Raw genomic sequence first — 17,507 nt, forward strand, 5'->3', positions numbered from 1 at the left:
AAAAATCGTGATGATTTATTACTATTTATTTTCGATGCCGCTTGGCATTTCGGGGAGGTGTGGGGGTGTTTTGCTTCGTCAGCTAAGTTTCGATTTCAGCCGCGTCTGCCTGCACTTTCGCTGTTACTTTCCTTTTGGCCGAAATTCGACCAGCAGCGACTTGAGCTCTACTTCACGGACACGGCGCGCGGCTTCGTCGGGAGAAAACCATGCGACCTCGCGCTGCCCTCGTTCCTTGAAGTCGGCGACGGCATCGGTGGCCTCGACTTGAAAAACCTCAACCACGCAGGGTGCGACATCGCCGTCATCCAGCCATTTGAGGTATGTGTATCGACCAACCGGTTTCTTTCTGGCACGGCCACGAATGCCCGCTTCTTCCCAGGCCTCGATTTCTGCAGCCTGATAGGGCTTTTTCTTTTTCATCGGCCAGCCCTTGGGAATGACCCATCGCCCCGTGCCTCTCGTTGTGACCAGCAGGATCTGAATGTCATCTTGCTCGGCTAACCGCCGAAAACACAACGCGCCATATTGCGTTCGAAACCCGCCAGTGAACAGCTTGTCCGGCATCGATGCTAATTGTTGCAGCAAACTGCTTGATTTGGGAGGCGACCTCTTACGGTCCGGTTTTGGGGCTTTCATCCAAAGATAAATCGCTGATTTTTAGCCAAGCTTCAATCGTCCAGTTGCATTTATGACAGTTTTATGACAGCGCAACAGCGATCAGCCTGAAGGCAAGGAATAGAAGTCATGATGAGTATCTTCCGGAAAATGATGCCGCGCGAAGACAAGTTCTTCGATATGTTCAATGAACATGCGCGAACGGTCGTGGAGGCCGCAGAAGCCTTGCGGAATCTTCTGAATGGCATAGACCTTGAAGCCAATTGCGAACGTATCGTTGAGCTTGAAGATCGCGCCGACAATATCACCCGTGACGTTCTCCTTGCGGTTCGTCGCAGCTTCATCACACCCTTTGACCGTGGTGACATTAAGGATCTCATTCAGTCGATGGATGACGCGATCGACATGATGCACAAAACGGTAAAGACCATCCGCCTGTTTGAGCAGAGAAGCTTCGATCCGCTGATGCGCCAAATGGGTGAAGAAATCGTGCGGGCTGCACATCTTGTCGCAGCGGCCATTCCACTTCTCGACAAGGTTGGCGCCAATGCCCAGCGACTCAGCGCAATTGCCGAGGACGTTACGCGTGTCGAAGGTCGTTCGGATGACCTGCACGATCAGGGTCTGAAAGACCTGTTCCTGCGCCACGGCGCGACTGGCAACGCGATGGCCTACATGATTGGCAGCGAAATCTATGGCGAACTGGAAAAGGTTGTCGACAGGTTCGAAGATGTCGCCAATGAAGTCAGCGGCATTGTGATTGAGAACGTCTGATGGACGCAACACTCGCTTTTCCGCTTTTGGCGGCCCTGATCGGCATCGCGCTGTTTTTCGACTTTCTCAACGGGCTGCATGACGCGGCCAATTCGATCGCAACGATCGTCTCGACGCGCGTTTTGCGCCCGCAATATGCGGTAGCCTGGGCTGCATTTTTCAACTTCATTGCCTTTCTGTTCTTTGGCCTGCATGTGGCTGAAACACTTGGAACCGGTATCATCGACCCCGGTATCGTGTCGCCTGCGGTGATCTTCGCCGCATTGATCGGGGCGATCGTCTGGAACATCATTACCTGGATTTTTGGCATTCCATCGAGCTCGTCGCACGCTCTGGTCGGTGGCTTGATCGGTGCTGGCATTGCCAAGGTCGGCGTTTCCTCAATCGTCTGGAGCGGCTTCCTGAAAACCGCTGGCGCGATTTTTATGTCGCCGGCAATCGGCTTCTTTCTGGCCCTGGTTCTGGTGCTGGCGGTGTCCTGGATCTTCGTGCGCCAGACGCCGTTTGCGGTTGATCGTACCTTCCGTATCATGCAGTTCATTTCGGCATCGCTTTATTCACTCGGTCACGGCGGTAACGATGCTCAAAAGACCATGGGTATCATCGCGGTCCTTTTGTTCAGCCAAGGCTATCTCGGCTCTGAGTTTTACGTTCCTTTTTGGGTAGTGATTACCTGCCAGTCGGCGATGGCGCTCGGCACATTGTTTGGTGGCTGGCGCATCGTTCACACGATGGGATCGAAGATCACTCGTCTTAATCCAATGCAGGGATTCTGCGCGGAAACCGGAGGCGCATTGACGCTGTTTGCCGCGACGTGGCTCGGCATTCCAGTTTCGACCACCCACACGATCACTGGCGCTATCATCGGTGTTGGTGCAGCCCGTCGTATGTCGGCGGTGCGCTGGGGATTGGCGGGCAATATCGTCATTGCCTGGATTGTTACCATGCCAGCAGCGGCGCTGATTTCCTACGCGACCTTCAAGCTGGTTTCGCTGTTTGGATAAAATAATGGCTCCGGCTTGATTGTTAGCCGGAGTTTCCTCTTGTCAGCGGCTCATCTGACGTGATGGTTCAGATGATCTCCGTGATGACCTTGGAGCGGCGATATTCTCGCCAGACCGTGAACAGGCCGGCTCCCACCACAATCACTGCGCCAAACACCATGTTCAATGTGATGGTTTCACCGAAGAACAGGGTAGCAACTGCGACGCTGAGCACCAGCTGGAAATAAGTCAGGGGCTGCACCTCGACCGCTGTCAGCAGTGAATACGCCTTGATCAGGAAATAGTGGCTTATCGCACCGCAGATGCAGAGAGCGGCCATCGGCAGCCAGTCGCTTGGGGCAATGGGTGTCCAGTAGAAGGGACCAATGATGGAGGCCGCGATCGCGCCCACAATGCCCGCATAAAAAACGCTCGTGGTGGCGCTGTCGTGATGCCCGACGGCACGGGTTGCGACGTTGTAGAGTGCGTACATCAGGCTGGCGCCGAGCGGAATGAGCAGTCGAACGTCAAAATCGACATTCACAGGGTTGAGGATAACGAGAACTCCGATCAGACCGACAAGAACGGCCAAACCTCTTTTCCAGCCAACCTGCTCACCAAGCAGCGGAATGGATAGAACCGTGACGATGAGGGGAGTGGACTGCATGATTGCCTGGCTCATGGCGAGGCCTGCAGTCGTAAAGGCAATAACAACAATAACCACTTCGCTAACCAGCAGCAAACCACGAATGATCTGCAGAAACGGCCGTTTGGTGGTGAGCGATGCCCGCAGGCCACCAGGTGCAGCGGCCGCCAGAATTGTCACAAAAACGGCGAATGCCCAGAACCGGATCATGGTCACCATGATTGGCGGGTATTTTTCTCCAAGCAGCTTCGAAAAAGCATCCTGACCGGCGAATATCGTGACGGCGAGCAATACGTAGACGTAGCCCGATGCTTTACTGTTCATTTCTGCTGCCTTGAGCCTGTTCTCGTGGTGGAAAGCATATCTTCTATACCCGAAAACAAGACATTGCTTGAAAATTATGATGGCAAATGTTGGTACCCTGCAAGAAGAGGAGTTTTGGTTTTGCCTGATACTATACCGTTGGTACGCAGGCTGATTTTGTGCAGATTTCAGGCGTCAATTCAGACACAGAAACGCCCGGACAACCAACGGCTGATCCGGGCGCTTAAAGTGGTTATTGTGGGGTGGTTTGCAGCCGTTGTTTCAAAAGCCAGTCCCATAGTTCGGGATCGTTCAAGGCAGCCAGCTCAACGCCTGAGTGATCGACACCTTCAAACACCGTCAGTTTGGCGTCCCGTTTCAAAGTCTTGAGACGTTCATACAGGATGACGGAATCCGACAAAGGGATCACGTCGTCATTGGCGCCATGAAAGACCCAGAATGTCGCTTTTTCGTTGGTTCTGTTGAGGTAGTGGCGATTGCCGCCGCCCGCTATCGGCGCAAACGCAGCAAAGGTTTCAGGATATTGCTCAGCCAAGGCCCAGGCTCCAAAGCCGCCACGGCTATACCCTACAACATAGATACGGGATGGATCGACACGGTGTTTTGCAATAACTTCATCAAGCGCTGATTTTACTTTCTCGATAGGATAAAGCAGCTCCTCACTCGGGTTTTGAGGTGAAAAAACCAGAAACGGAAACTGCTTGCCATCTGCGATCAGCTTCGGAAGCCCGCTCGATTTGACTTTTTCAATATCGCTGCCGCCTTGGTCGCCGCCGTGAAGCCAGACAACGAGAGGATATGTTTCGCTTGAGGTTTCATAACCCTCCGGCGTGTAAATCAGATAATTGAGGTCATTCTTGATAGTTGCCGTTGATGTCATGGCAACCTGATCGGCCAGTGCTGCTCCGAACGTGCTTGCTGTCAGTGCTGCGCACAAAACAGCAGACAAAAATCCCTTTTTCATCCGTGTATCTCCTCTTTAACGGTTTCGGGGTTCGTCATGGTCATGCCCCACGTCTGACAAAGAAAGTTTCATGGCCAATGAAGGGTGATGACAGTTTGAGGCACCAACGTCTTAAAGAGTAGCGAAGTTGCAGATAAGGGCGCGAAACACATATTATCGTTGTTGCCCACTCTCACTATTTTGCGTCCAAGGCGCCAATTTGGGAACTGGATAAGGCTTCAGCCGTTTTCTTTTACACATCGCGCGGCACGCTCACGACATGGACTTCCCCGGCGTTTTGACCGGATAGCAATTGTCAGGCGTGCCGCAACGATCCCCGACATTATTGATAATTTGGCTGGGGGGTTGAGCAAATACATTTGCCATCGGCTGTCTTGAATTATCAAACCTGACTCCTACATCGCTTTCCGTTGTGGAGGTCACATTTGTAATGCCATCGTTTTTTGAAACCACTTTTGGACCTATTGAACTAAAAATTATTGATACTGCTTTGCATGAGTGGCGCAGCCATCACGCGCTGAAAAAAGATGATCCGGATGTCAGCATTGCAGCTGAGATTTGCATCAATCTTTTCCGGGAAGGCCACAGAACTGTGCCAGATCTGCAGGATGCCATGGCCCGCCATAAGGCTCTCAATGATATGACAGCCCGCCACTAAAGCATCTATTTCAGGCGGTTTTTCCGTCCTGAGTAAAACGTTGTGTCGCAAGTCAGAACATCGAAATTGTCTTATTGGGACATGTGTAAGTGTTAGGTTTGCGGCACCAAAACGCCGACAGCAAGCTCCCCGGTTGGAGTGCCCTGTCTCAGATGGCTTTTTCTAAATTCGCTTGGGCTCATTCCACGTTCGGCCCGCAAAAGCCTAGTGAGGTGTGGAGCATCGCAAAAACCACTCGCCAGCGCAATTTGCGTGACGGTTTCTTCTGTGGTGCGAAGCAACGAGAGCGCTCTCTCAAGGCGAATTTCCAGATAAATCTTTGATGGCGTCGTGCCTAGATCACTCAAAAACCGCCGTTCCAGACTGCGCCGTCCAACGCCCAGATCCTCGCCGATCTCCGCGACTGTCTTTGGGGTTTCGATATTCTGCTGCATGCGAAGGATGGACTTTTTGACGAGCGGATCATTGGCCCGCCTTGAGCTTTGTTGCCCAGGTTGAGGTTTTTCACCGCTTAGCGCGTTGTCGATCATCATGATGTTGAGGCTTTTGATCGCCGCCGACTGACCGATATGCCGCTCGACCAAAAAGGCTGCCAGATGCGCAGCACTGTGACCGCCGGAACAAGTCAGGCGGTTGCGATCCACCACAAAGATCTGATCTGCAACCAGTTGTTCGGTATCGAAGCGGTCCAGAAAATCCTGATGGTGAAACCAGCTTACACAGCAGCGATAACCATCCAGTAGACCTGCCTCATGCAAGATAAAGACACCTGTACACAGACCAACAACAGGGAGGCCGGTGGTTGCTCGTGACTGGAGAAAACGCAGCGTTTCCGGATCCAACGCACTTTGGTCACCAATCAACCCGCCCACGACGACGATATAATCATAGTCTTTCGCCTGGGTGAGACGGGTATCGGGCTGCACCTTTACGCCGCAACTTGACCGCACGCTGTCCATGGTCGCCGACAGCACCGACCATTCGCACAATATAGGCCTGGAACGGTCTGCCTCATCGGCCGCCAAACGCAACACATCCACGAAATTTGCAAATGCTGACAGTGTAAATCGGTTGGCAAGCAGGAAGGCGACACTGAGGCGTTTCTTGGGGCGTTGTAGGGTCATGGCGCAAATATTCATGCAAAGGGACGCAATTGTCCAGCTGGGTCCAAATAAATCTCCGTAGATTTTCCATCACGAGATGTTCCAACCAGCAGGCCCGCTCATGACGCGCTTTAATGCCTTTAACCTGTTGCGCAACGCCCTTACCGGCCACAAGAACTGGGACGAGCAATGGCCCGACAGTGCGCCAAAGGCCGAATATGACGTGATCATCGTCGGCGCTGGCGGTCATGGTCTGGGGGCCGCCTACTATCTGGCCAGTCAGCACGGCATTACCAATGTCGCTGTCATCGACAAGGGTTGGCTTGGCGGTGGAAATACCGGCCGCAACACCACGATCATCCGTTCAAATTACCTCTATGATGAAAGTGCGCGGCTTTACGACCACGCCGTCGATCTGTGGGAAAATCTCAGCCAGGAGCTGAACTACAACGTCATGTATTCGCGGCGCGGTGTTCTGATGCTGGCCCATACGGTGCATGACGTGCAGAGCTTCAAGCGTCACATTCATTCCAACCGTCTCAACGGCGTCGATAACCGCTGGCTGAGCGCCGAGGAATGCAAGGAATATTGCCCTCCGCTGAGCATTTCGCCCAATGCCCGTTATCCTGTCGTCGGTGGTGCGTTGCAGGAGCGTGCAGGCACGGCACGTCATGATGCGGTCGCCTGGGGTTATGCCCGTGGTGCAGCAGCGCGTGGTGTCGACATCATCCAGAATTGCCCGGTTACGGCCATTCGCCGTAATGCTGACGGTTCCGTTGCCGGCGTTGAAACCGCAAAAGGTTTCATCAAGGCCAAGAAGGTCGCCGTTTCCGCCGCAGGCCATACATCGGTTGTCATGGAAACCGCAGGCGTTCGCCTACCGCTGGAAAGTTATCCGTTGCAGGCACTGGTCTCTGAGCCGATCAAGCCGATTTTCCCTTGCGTCGTGATGTCGAATGCCGTTCACGCCTATATCAGCCAGTCCGATAAGGGTGAACTGGTGATCGGTTCGGGTACCGACCAGTATACATCCTACTCGCAGCGGGGCGGTTTGCCGCTGATCGAACACACGATTGCAGCGATTACGGAAATCTTCCCGATTTTCAATCGCATGCGGATGTTGCGCAAATGGGGCGGCATTGTCGATGTGACACCGGACCGCTCGGCCATTCTTGGCAAAACACCGGTTGACGGTCTCTACGTCAATTGCGGCTGGGGCACCGGCGGGTTCAAGGCAACCCCGGGTGCTGCCCATACCTTTGCCTGGACCATTGCGAAAAACGAACCGCATCCGATCAACGCACCTTTCACGCTGGAGCGTTTCCGCTCGGGTCGCCTGATCGACGAGGCCGCTGCCGCGGCTGTGGCTCACTGAGGAGCTTAAGATATGTTGCTGATCAATTGCCCCTATTGCCAGGAAACACTGCCGGAAGCTGAATTCGCCTATGCCGGTCAGGCCCATGTCATTCGCCCAGCTGATCCCTCGTCACAGACGGACGAGCAGTGGGAAGAGTTTCTGTTCATCCGTGAAAACACCAAAGGCCCGCATTTTGAAAGATGGCGGCATCTGCATGGCTGTGGCCGCTTCTTCAATGCTGTGCGCGACACGGTCAGCGACCGCTTCCTGACCACCTACCGTGCAGGTGAGCCACGCCCTGATCTTGCTTCTTTGCCGGGTGTTCCTGCCGGCTCGCCAGTCCGCTCCGAGGTGTCGAAATGAACTCGTACCGCGTTTCCGGTCGTGGCCGGGTCGATACAAGCAACCCTGTAAGCTTTACCTTTGACGGCAAGACCTATCGCGGCGCCAAGGGTGACACGGTTGCGTCAGCACTGCTTGCCAATGGCGTGCACCTGATGGGCCGCTCCTTCAAATATCACCGGCCACGTGGTCCGGTCGCTGCCGGATCGGAAGAGCCGAACGCGCTGATCGGTACACGACGGGGTGCAGGACGGTTCGAGCCAAATACCCGCGCCACCGTGCAGGAAATCTGGAACGGTCTGGAGACCACATCCCAAAACAAATATCCAAGCCTGAAGTTTGACGTCGGCGCCATCAACGACATGGCCTATATGCTGTTTTCGGCCGGCTTCTACTACAAGACCTTCATGTGGCCGAAGAGCTTCTGGAACAAGGTCTATGAACCTTTCATCCGGGCCGCGGCCGGACTTGGTGTTTCCCCGGCTGAAGAAGACCCCGACCATTATGCCTCGCGCAACCTTCACTGCGATGTGCTGATCGTCGGTGCTGGTCCAGCCGGTCTGGCTGCTGCACGCGCTGCCGCCGTTGATGGTCTGAAAGTCGTTGTCGTCGATGAAAATGCCGAGGCTGGCGGTACCTTGCTGTCTGAGCCGCAGGCACAAATCAATGGTCAACCTGCGTGGGATTGGTTAGCCAATGAGCTGAAGGCATTGAAGGATTTGGGCGTCAGGGTCATGACCCGGACAACAGCCATTGCCTATTATCACCAGAACATGATCGGTCTATGCGAAAAGCTAACCGACCACCTTCAAACCCTGCCTCGGGATGTGCCGCGTGAACGCCTGTGGCGGGTACGGGCGCGCCAGGTGGTGCTGGCGCAGGGTGCGCTGGAAAAGCCATTGGTGTTTCATGGCAATGATCGTCCGGGGGTAATGCTGGCTGGTTCTGCCCAGACCTATCTCAACCGTTACGGCGTTAAGGTCGGCAACAGGCCAGTGGTGGTCACCAGCCATGACAGTGCGTGGTATGCCGCTTTTGATCTTCATGGTGCTGGTGCTCGCGTTCAGGCAATCATCGATACACGGCCTGATGTACGGCCAGAACTGGTGAATGAAGCCCGGGCACTCGGCATCCCGGTTCGATTGTCGCATACGGTGACGGCGACGTCGGGACGGCTGCGTGTCAGTTCGCTTCGCGCGAACCCGGTCAATGGTTCTACTGTCGGCGCCGGCCAGTCTATCGCGTGCGATGCGGTGCTGATGTCGGGTGGATGGACCCCTTCCTTGCATCTCTTTTCCCACACTCAAGGCAAGATAGCCTGGGATGATGAACGCACCACTTTCCTGCCAGCTGTAACCAATGAAGATTGCTTGATTGCCGGTGCAGGGCGGGGGCTTTGGGGCATTGAAGCTGCGCTGAAGGACGGTGCGGAACGAGGCCGTGAAGTTGCAGAAGCGCTTGGCAAGACAAGTGGTACCTCCGGCTATCTGGTGGATCATGACCGGGTAGGCACAGGCGTCTCGCATACAGAACTGCCAAGCAACCGTCATCCCGGCAAGGCAAAAGCCTTTGTCGACTACCAGAACGACGTGACTGCCAAGGACTTGCGACTGGCGGTTCGTGAAGGCATGCGCTCGATCGAACATGTCAAACGTTACACCACCAATGGCATGGCGACCGATCAGGGCAAGATGTCCAACATCAACGGCCTGAATATTGCGGCCGAAGCGCTGGGCAAACGCCAGCCGGAAGTCGGTCTGACCACATTCCGTCCGCCTTACACGCCGACGACCTTTGGCGCCTTTGCAGGGTATCACCGTGGCGGACATTTTGAGGTAACACGCAAGACACAGATTGATGGCTGGGCCGAAGAGCACGGCGCCGCCTATGAGCCTGTCGGCCAATGGCGCCGCGCCTGGTATTTCCCGAAGCCCGGCGAAGATATGGATGCTGCGGTTGGCCGCGAATGCCGTGCGGTGCGCGACAGCATCGGTATTTTCGATGCCTCGACACTTGGCAAGATCGAAGTCGTCGGCCCCGATGCCGTTGAATTCATGAACCGGATGTATACCAATCCGTGGACCAAACTGGCACCAGGTCGTTGCCGTTACGGTCTGCTGCTCGGCGATGATGGATTTATCCGCGACGACGGTGTTATCGGCCGCATGACGGAGGATCGTTTCCACGTGACCACCACCACCGGCGGTGCGGCGCGGGTTCTGAACATGATGGAGGATTACCTCCAGACCGAATGGCCTGACCTTAATGTCTGGCTGACCTCCACTACCGAACAGTGGTCGACAATCGCCCTGAACGGTCCGAATGCGGCAAAGCTGCTTGCACCGCTGGTCGAGGGTGTCGAGCTGACGGAAGAGGCTTTCCCGCACATGTCCTGTGTGGAGTGCACGGTGGCCGGAATGCCGGCGCGACTGTTCCGGGTCAGCTTTACTGGTGAGATCGGTTTTGAGGTCAATGTTCCGGCGCCGCTTGGTCGCAAGCTGTGGGACATCCTCTGGGAGGCCGGCCAGCAATATGGGATTACCGCCTACGGCACGGAAACCATGCACGTGCTGCGCGCCGAGAAGGGTTACATCATTGTTGGTCAGGACACCGACGGCACGGTCACGCCTTATGACGCGGCGATGGGCTGGGCAGTTGGCAAGAACAAACCTGACTTCGTTGGCAAACGTGGCCTTGCACGCCCTGATCTCACTGCCAAGGGGCGCAAACACCTTGTCGGCCTTCTGACCGAAGACCGCTCGAAGTTGGAAGAGGGTGCCCAGATCGTCTTTGATCCAAACCAGCCGATCCCGATGAAAATGGTGGGTCACGTGACCTCCGCTTACCACTCGGACGCGGTTGGCCAGCCAATTGCACTGGCTCTGGTGGAGGGTGGTCATGAGAGGGCCGGTGAGACGGTCTACATCCCGATGCCGGACCGCACCATTGCCGCAAAAATTACCGGCATGGTGTTTGTCGATCCCGAAAACTCCCGCCTGAAGATCTGATCTGGAGATGACCATGAATATGCGCGTTTCTTTTCCCACCTCAGGTACGCTGGCCGAAAGCAAGGCTGCGCGGGTCGGCCTTTCCTCGGCCAGTGGGCGCTTGTCGCTGCGGGCGCGTGGTGACCTGTCACCGCTGAACAATACTCTTGGTCTTGTTTTGCCAAACAGGATCGGTGCGCGTGTTTCCTCAGGCGCAGTCGAGGTGGTTCACCTCGGTCCGGATGAGTGGACGATCCATTGCCCAGTGGATGACGTTGCGGGTCTGGTTGCTGCCTGTGCAAACATCTATGCGGCTCATCCGCATAGTCTTGTCGATATCTCCGGCCGCGAAGTGACAGTGGTGATCGAGGGGCCACAGGCCGCCGAACTGCTGACGCTTGGCTGCGCCCGCGACATCGATACCATTCCTGTTGGTGAGGCGCGTCGTACAAATTTCGACGGTGTAACCGTGGTGCTGCGGCGTGATGCGGCAGATCGGTTCCGCATGGATATCTGGAACAGTTTTGCGCCGCATCTTGGCCATCTGCTCGAAACCGGCTGCAAGGAACTTGCTGCAGAAATCGTCTAAAATATTGTGCAGCAGCGAAATAGAACACTGTGAAAGCGGATTTTACCCTGGTGATAGGGTTGAGCAGGAGAGCAGGGTAGAATGGCATACATCATGAAAGTCTCGTGCCCCGCACGAAGCGGTATCGTTGCCGCCGTGTCCGGTTATCTGGCCGACTGCGGATGCAACATCAACGACAGTTCACAATTCACCGATCAGGAAAATGACCGGTTTTTCATGCGGTTAAGTTTTGTTTCGGAGAAGGGCACGGACCGGGACGCCCTGGCTGAGGGCTTTGCATCCATCGCAAAAGATTTTGACATGGGATACGAGTTCCACGACCAGTCCCGCAAAGCCAAGGTGGTGATCATGGTGTCGCGCTTTGGCCATTGCCTGAATGATCTTCTGTACCGTTCTCGTATAGGGGCGCTGCCGGTGGAGATCGTTGCGGTGATTTCCAATCATCTCGACTATCAAAAGCAGGTGGTAAATGATGATATTCCTTTTTACCACATCCGCGTCACGCCGGAGACCAAGCCCGAGGCCGAAGCGGCGATCCTGCAGGTTGTCCATGATACCAATGCGGAACTTGTTGTGCTGGCTCGCTACATGCAGGTTCTGTCGGACCAACTGTGTCAGGAAATGTCTGGCCGGATCATCAATATTCACCACTCTTTCCTGCCATCCTTCAAAGGGGCCAACCCTTACAAACAGGCCTATGAGCGAGGTGTGCGGCTGATTGGTGCGACGGCGCATTACGTCACCGCAGATCTCGATGAAGGGCCGATCATTGAGCAGGACACCACGCGCGTAACCCATGCACAAAGTGCGATGGACTATGTCAGTCTTGGCCGTGACGTGGAGAGCCAAGTGCTGGCCCGCGCCATACATGCCCATATTCATCACCGGGTCTTCCTGAATGGAAACAAGACCGTGGTATTTCCAGCATCGCCGGGCGAATATGTTTCTGAACGTATGGGATAGTGCTAGCAAGCCATCTCACTACTTGCCGCTCAAAAATCTAGCGTAAAAATCCGTCGCGGTCGAAATCTTCCCATCCTGACAGATTGGTCTCATCGGATTTGGGTTTTGCTTTTGTTTTGTCCTTGCTGGCCTTTTTCAACGAGCGTGTGAGTTTGGCCTGATAGGCTGCTCGCCGTCTGTTTTCCAGCTTGGCGGCGGCATCTTCTTCACGCCATTCATCGACCGTTCCACGGTCCAGCAGATCTTCGACAACCTTCGGCTCGAAGACATGGAAGGTGATCTTTTTCGCACGTCCTCGCAGTTTCACCGTGCGCGTTCCGGCACTGGGCAATCGGCCATCATTCAGCCACCTATGGCGTTCCGTTGTCGAGATGGTCAGGATGTCTTCGATTTCCCGGGGTATTACCGGCAGGCTGGCAATATTGGCGAGCACTTCGGAAACCGTTGCTGATGCGGCACGAAAAGTTGTTCTCGACGTTTCCGGTAGTGCCAGCGTGAGTATGCCGACCTCAAGGTCGATCGACTTGCGAATGGTCATCGGAAGCCGTGCCTGAACTTCCTGCAGAATGCCTTTGGCGCGTACAGCCGATCCGAGCGTTGCCGAGGTTGGCAACTCCCACGTTTTGACCAGCTCAGGGCCATCATTTTCTGTCGGCTTTTTCTTCGGCATGTCAGTTAAAGATGGAGGTTGGACCGTGCAAAGTCAACGCCTACAGGTCGTTGGCGCCCCGGCAGTCTCGCGGTACGACTGCCGGGGCATGTATTGTCAGTGACGGACCGAAGTCACGCCTCGAGAGAGGTTATTTCCAGCTCTGTGAGGTGTTTTTTAATTCTCACCTTGTTGATGTTGCGGCCATCAAGCGCGACCACTTCGAAGACTAGACCTTTAAATACGACCGTTTCACCCTGACGCGGAAGATGGCCAAGACGCCACAGGATGAGGCCTGCCAACGTGGAGTAACGGTCGGCATCATCCACCAGATCGGCATCAACGATCTTTGACACGTGACGAATGTCGGTACGGCCATCGACCAGCAGGGCATCATCTGCCTCGCGCTCGAGAGTGAACGGCTCGTCATCATCCAGGAACTCGCCGGCAATGGCTTCCAGCAAGTCGGTTGGTGTGACCATGCCTTCCATCGAACCATATTCATCAAGGACAATAGCGACCTGAAGAGGCGACTGGCGAAGCTGCTCCAGAAGGCGCAGGGCGCTGACGCTTTCATGCACGACAAGAGGCTGGCGCAGGGAACGATCGAAATCGATCTTACCGGTTTCCAGGAGGTCGCGGAGCAAGTCCTTCGCGAACGCGACGCCGACGAAGTCATCCAGGCTGCCACGACCGATCGGGAAACGGGAATGGCCCGTTTCGATGATCTGCTTTCTCAACTCTTCTTCGCTGTCGTCGATATCAAGCCACTCGACATCACGGCGTGGGGTCATGATGGATTTTGCCGGACGGTCGGCGAGCGACAGTACACTTTCGATCATGTCATGCTCGACCGGGGTGAAGAGTTCGTTCTCCGTTGCCCGGTCGGCAATCACGTCGCCTGCTTCGCCAAGCGACGTCTCGCTCTTGCGGCTGCCAAGTAGCGACAGAACCGCATTGGCCGTACGCTCTCTCAGGTCACCCGTGCTCATGAACCGTTCGCGATTGCGTCGACCGACTTGGTTGAACGCTTCGATCAGGATAGAGAAACCGATAGCGGCATAGAGGTAACCCTTCGGAATATGGAAGCCGAGACCTTCAACGACCAGCGAGAAACCGATCATCATCAGGAAGCCAAGGCAAAGGATGACGACGGTTGGATGTTTGGACACAAATGCCATTAGTGGCTTGGATGCCATCATCATGACGGCCATTGCGACGATAACACCGATCATCATGACCGACAGTTCTTTCACCATGCCAACGGCGGTGATGACGCTGTCGAGCGAGAAGACTGCATCAAGCACAACGATCTGGACAAGAACCTGCCAGAAAATGGCGTGGTGGATCTTGCCTTCCTTGTGTTCGGTATGTCCTTCTAGCCGTTCGTGCAGTTCCATCGTTCCCTTGAACAACAGGAAGACGCCACCAACAATAAGGATCAGGTCACGACCGGATATCTCCATGCCTGCAACGGTAAACAATGGGGCGGTCAGGGTAACGATCCACGCGATCGAAGCGAGCAGGATGAGGCGCATGACCAGCGCCAGACTAAGGCCAATCAGGCGGGCCTTTTCGCGTTGGTGTTCCGGGAGCTTGTCCGCCAGAATGGCAATGAAGACAAGATTGTCGATACCGAGAACAATTTCGAGAACGATAAGGGTGGCAAGACCCGCCCAAGCGGCCGGGTCGGACATCCATTCGAAAATCATATATTGTAGAGACCGCCCGTCAGGGTGAGGCCAATCCTTCTGTTGTTGAAATTAGGAAACGCGTAAAGCCGCCCCGTTGCCGGCGCGGTTGATGTAAAAGCTTTGATTTCATGAAAAAGCGACGCCGCGTCGAAGCGGGTCGCGGTCATTCGGTATCCGTCAGTACTGTCGCCGTCTTCGGCTTCGTCTGGCATTTTCGGTTTCCTCTGGGGCAGAGAGGTATAACAAGACCACGCTCCAAAGCTAGAGCCAATTTGCAATTTTTGGCGTTCCCGCCGGGTAGGCATAAAACTTGTGGCTGCGTTTTGACCGGTGAGAGGGATGACAAGGCACCGATCTACGCCGGGGGAAAAGATGCTGATTGGCACCAAGGCCCGTTTTGATCAGAGCAAGGGAATTGATGTTGAAAACCGCTGGTTCGAGGACCGGATAGCCCGATCCTCGATGTTTTTCAGCCGATTTCCTTGGTTTAACCGCAACGTCCATCGAAATTCGTGCTGTCGATCGCCGTGCCGTTAAGCAGCAGCACGGAACCCGGATCCTGCGAAATCGAGCCGCTCAGGCCGCCCATCCACGACGCGTCGGATTTGCAATCGCGTGGCGTGTTGATAACGCGAATGTTACCTGTGAGGTTTTCACTTGGCCCCATGAAATAAAGCCCTGCCAGCGTCGCGTCATCGATGACGACATTGTCGAAACTGATGTCTTTGATGGGGCCGCCCAGGAAACCCCATTCATCGCCATACAGGAACATGCCGTAAGTACCGGCATTCTTGATGGTCACATTGCTGAGGCTGATGTCGGTCACTGGATTGAAGAATATCCCGGTATTGTTGGTGTCTTCGATCGACAGTCCGTTCACACGCACATTGGTTGTCTTGGCTTCATCAGGCAACGTACTGGCGGAAATCAACATCAGACCGTTGACGCCTCCCTTCAGTGTCATGTCCGTTATCGTCACATTCGAAGTCCCCTGAAGAACAACCAGATCCATGTCGCGGCCTTGCTGCGAGTTATCGATCCTAACTTCATTCATGCTGACGGTGTCTGCAGCAACGAGAAGAATACCTTCACGACGGGAGCGGGAAATCGTCACATTGTCGAGGCTGATGTTGCTGGCCAGATCCGTGACCACGGGTGGCCATCCACTGTCATCGATCGCACTGCCTGCAAAGATACCGTATGTTACGCTGTCGATTGTCGTGTCCTTGACCGTGAGGTTTCGGGTGCCGTGCGCGCTGATAGCTGCATAAGGCGCGACATTCGGATTTCCGACGGCAAATTCACACGCAGTATTGTTTTCGCAAATGAACAGATCGTGGATACGGCTATTCTGGATGACTGCTCCATCCACCTGCGTCAATCGAATGCCGTCATGTGCAGTGTTGGTTACATCAATGCCGTCAATGAACAGGTTGGATGTACCGGTACTACCGATACCCGCCAACCCGCCAGAGATCGAAAGCGAGGATACAACACTGTTCGACGCCATGGTGATGACGTCTTGAGACGGGTCATAACCCGTCAACACGCCGGTAGCATTCCGGTTGACATAACTTCCCCTGGCGCCACTTGAGGCACCGCGCAGTGCCAGACTGCCACCGCCGCCAAGCAGCGTCTGTCCGCTTGCCAGTGATAAGGATTGGTCAAGCCCGATGCTGCCATCGACTAGGATCACGGCGCCAGTGCCCGCCGATGCGACACGCGCATTTATGGCCGATGTGTTGCCGCTTGCCGATGAAATAGAGACAACCTGTCCAGCCATCTGGCCATTCAGATCGATAATAGCGTCTTCGAGATCGCCTGTTGCCCCAACATGTGTGCGAATTGCAGAGTTACGCTCGACGCGCTGTGTCCACGGATCAAAGGGCTCTGCGTTTTCTGTTTCCGTAACACCGAACGGTATTCTGAGACGTGCCATCAGGGCGCCGTCAAATCGGTCCTCATTGTCATAGGTTCCTGTCAGCGCGATATGCGCAGTCGATCCTGCGGGTAACACCGGAAGATTTGCAAAGGCCAGCTCTGCTCGCAATTTTGCGCCGAACATGTCGTCCATGTTCTTGCCACCATACCTGTAGCTACCGGCAAACAGCTTGAGTTCCGCGTTGCCATTGGACGATATTCCGGGAACCTTGATGCCGATTTCGGCATCGATGCCTGATCTTGCTCTTTCCATGCCTTCGCGGAATTTCAAGGTTCCACCATCAATCACCCCGGCGCCTGCGCCATCGACGGACTTGCCCGCACTAATCGGCAGGTAGATGTTGGCCCTTGTTTCATAGATCTGGCAGATTGCTTCAGCACCGAAGGACATCTGGTGGAAACTGTTGTCCAGTCCGCTGTTGAGATAATCGTAATAACCATAAAGGCCACCGACCCAACTGCCCGCCGAAAATCGATAGCCGCCGCCGAATGAGCCTTTTTGCACATCACCTTGCTGGATGGCGGCCCCGATATCGAAAAATAGTGCAGTGCTGTTGTCCAGCATGAACGGCAACATCAGCCCAAGGTTTGCCGCGGACTCCTGACTTTGCCAGCGTCCTTCAAATTCAGTGAAAGCCTTCAGTTGCTGGGCATTTGCAGGCACAGCAAAGACTGCCGCTGCCACCACCGGCGCGGTTAAAACTCTCAAAAATGTCATAAAATCCCCCATGCAAAAAGCCGATAACGGCTTCAGGAGATGGCTCTATAATACATGATAATTTGAGTCAACAAAAGTAATTCGCGATATATGTACTGTTCACATATGCGGCTATTGAACAGAGCTTATTGCAAGGCAGCATCGACAAACATGCCCGATCCGCCCTATACCCAAGGGACTGTTCACAAACCAAAGCA

At 54.8% G+C, this 17,507-nt stretch carries 16 protein-coding genes; 8 read left to right on the forward strand and 8 right to left on the reverse strand.

What is annotated here, in order from left to right:
- Positions 1 to 123: 123 nt before the first annotated feature.
- Positions 124 to 639 carry an NUDIX hydrolase gene (locus ACZ5FM_RS18315; protein ID WP_192488928.1) on the reverse strand — a complete coding sequence of 172 codons (516 nt, stop codon included), beginning with the start codon at positions 637 to 639 and terminating at the stop codon, positions 124 to 126.
- 108 nt (positions 640 to 747) lie between these two features.
- Here ACZ5FM_RS18315 and ACZ5FM_RS18320 point away from each other — a divergent pair, with 108 nt between their 5' ends.
- Both ACZ5FM_RS18320 and ACZ5FM_RS18325 read left to right on the forward strand, forming a co-directional pair.
- A complete protein-coding gene (locus ACZ5FM_RS18320; RefSeq protein WP_192488927.1) occupies positions 748 to 1,392 on the forward strand; it encodes a DUF47 domain-containing protein in 645 nt (214 codons plus the stop codon).
- The gene (locus ACZ5FM_RS18325) at positions 1,392 to 2,396 is read left to right on the forward strand and encodes an inorganic phosphate transporter (RefSeq protein WP_192488926.1); all 1,005 of its coding nucleotides are present in this window, start codon (positions 1,392 to 1,394) and stop codon (positions 2,394 to 2,396) included. The genes ACZ5FM_RS18320 and ACZ5FM_RS18325 overlap by 1 nt, the downstream gene beginning before the upstream one ends.
- 67 nt (positions 2,397 to 2,463) lie before the next feature.
- Here ACZ5FM_RS18325 and ACZ5FM_RS18330 read toward each other — a convergent pair whose 3' ends face one another.
- Both ACZ5FM_RS18330 and ACZ5FM_RS18335 read right to left on the reverse strand, forming a co-directional pair.
- Positions 2,464 to 3,345, reverse strand: coding sequence for a DMT family transporter (locus ACZ5FM_RS18330; RefSeq protein ID WP_464040850.1), 882 nt, complete (start codon positions 3,343 to 3,345; stop codon positions 2,464 to 2,466).
- A gap of 232 nt (positions 3,346 to 3,577) precedes the next feature.
- A complete protein-coding gene (locus tag ACZ5FM_RS18335; RefSeq protein ID WP_464040851.1) occupies positions 3,578 to 4,309 on the reverse strand; it encodes a carboxylesterase family protein in 732 nt (243 codons plus the stop codon).
- A gap of 430 nt (positions 4,310 to 4,739) precedes the next feature.
- Here ACZ5FM_RS18335 and ACZ5FM_RS18340 point away from each other — a divergent pair, with 430 nt between their 5' ends.
- Positions 4,740 to 4,967, forward strand: coding sequence for a hypothetical protein (locus tag ACZ5FM_RS18340; RefSeq protein ID WP_250985102.1), 228 nt, complete (start codon positions 4,740 to 4,742; stop codon positions 4,965 to 4,967).
- A 92-nt stretch (positions 4,968 to 5,059) separates the two neighbouring features.
- Here ACZ5FM_RS18340 and ACZ5FM_RS18345 read toward each other — a convergent pair whose 3' ends face one another.
- Positions 5,060 to 6,106 carry a GlxA family transcriptional regulator gene (locus ACZ5FM_RS18345; RefSeq protein ID WP_464040852.1) on the reverse strand — a complete coding sequence of 349 codons (1,047 nt, stop codon included), beginning with the start codon at positions 6,104 to 6,106 and terminating at the stop codon, positions 5,060 to 5,062.
- An 85-nt stretch (positions 6,107 to 6,191) separates the two neighbouring features.
- Between ACZ5FM_RS18345 and ACZ5FM_RS18350 the strand changes: the two genes are divergently transcribed.
- The 5 genes from ACZ5FM_RS18350 (at position 6,192) to purU (ending at position 12,308) form a co-directional block, all read left to right on the forward strand.
- Positions 6,192 to 7,445, forward strand: a complete 1,254-nt coding sequence (locus tag ACZ5FM_RS18350; protein WP_259147342.1) for a sarcosine oxidase subunit beta family protein — start codon at positions 6,192 to 6,194, stop codon at positions 7,443 to 7,445.
- A 12-nt stretch (positions 7,446 to 7,457) separates the two neighbouring features.
- Positions 7,458 to 7,790, forward strand: coding sequence for a sarcosine oxidase subunit delta (locus ACZ5FM_RS18355; RefSeq protein WP_464040853.1), 333 nt, complete (start codon positions 7,458 to 7,460; stop codon positions 7,788 to 7,790).
- Complete coding sequence (locus tag ACZ5FM_RS18360) at positions 7,787 to 10,777, forward strand: sarcosine oxidase subunit alpha (protein ID WP_464040854.1); 2,991 nt, start codon at positions 7,787 to 7,789, stop codon at positions 10,775 to 10,777. The genes ACZ5FM_RS18355 and ACZ5FM_RS18360 overlap by 4 nt, the downstream gene beginning before the upstream one ends.
- Before the next feature lie 13 nt (positions 10,778 to 10,790).
- On the forward strand, positions 10,791 to 11,345 hold the full coding sequence (gene soxG / locus ACZ5FM_RS18365) for a sarcosine oxidase subunit gamma family protein (protein WP_464040855.1): 555 nt from the start codon (positions 10,791 to 10,793) through the stop codon (positions 11,343 to 11,345).
- 81 nt (positions 11,346 to 11,426) lie between these two features.
- The gene (gene purU, locus ACZ5FM_RS18370; RefSeq protein ID WP_259147347.1) at positions 11,427 to 12,308 is read left to right on the forward strand and encodes a formyltetrahydrofolate deformylase; all 882 of its coding nucleotides are present in this window, start codon (positions 11,427 to 11,429) and stop codon (positions 12,306 to 12,308) included.
- Between the two features lie 37 nt (positions 12,309 to 12,345).
- Here the strand turns inward: purU and ACZ5FM_RS18375 are convergent, their stop codons facing one another.
- From ACZ5FM_RS18375 to ACZ5FM_RS18390, 4 genes are all read right to left on the reverse strand, one after another.
- The gene (locus tag ACZ5FM_RS18375; protein ID WP_259147348.1) at positions 12,346 to 12,978 is read right to left on the reverse strand and encodes a hypothetical protein; all 633 of its coding nucleotides are present in this window, start codon (positions 12,976 to 12,978) and stop codon (positions 12,346 to 12,348) included.
- Between the two features lie 113 nt (positions 12,979 to 13,091).
- Positions 13,092 to 14,669 carry a TerC family protein gene (locus ACZ5FM_RS18380; protein WP_464040856.1) on the reverse strand — a complete coding sequence of 526 codons (1,578 nt, stop codon included), beginning with the start codon at positions 14,667 to 14,669 and terminating at the stop codon, positions 13,092 to 13,094.
- Entirely contained in the window at positions 14,666 to 14,863 is a 198-nt protein-coding gene (locus ACZ5FM_RS18385; RefSeq protein WP_250985111.1) for a hypothetical protein, read from the reverse strand. Before ACZ5FM_RS18385 ends, ACZ5FM_RS18380 begins: the two co-directional genes overlap by 4 nt.
- A 275-nt stretch (positions 14,864 to 15,138) precedes the next feature.
- Entirely contained in the window at positions 15,139 to 17,310 is a 2,172-nt protein-coding gene (locus ACZ5FM_RS18390; protein WP_464040857.1) for an inverse autotransporter beta domain-containing protein, read from the reverse strand.
- Positions 17,311 to 17,507 lie beyond the last annotated feature (197 nt).

Source organism: Agrobacterium sp. 5Ca50 (assembly GCF_055381905.1).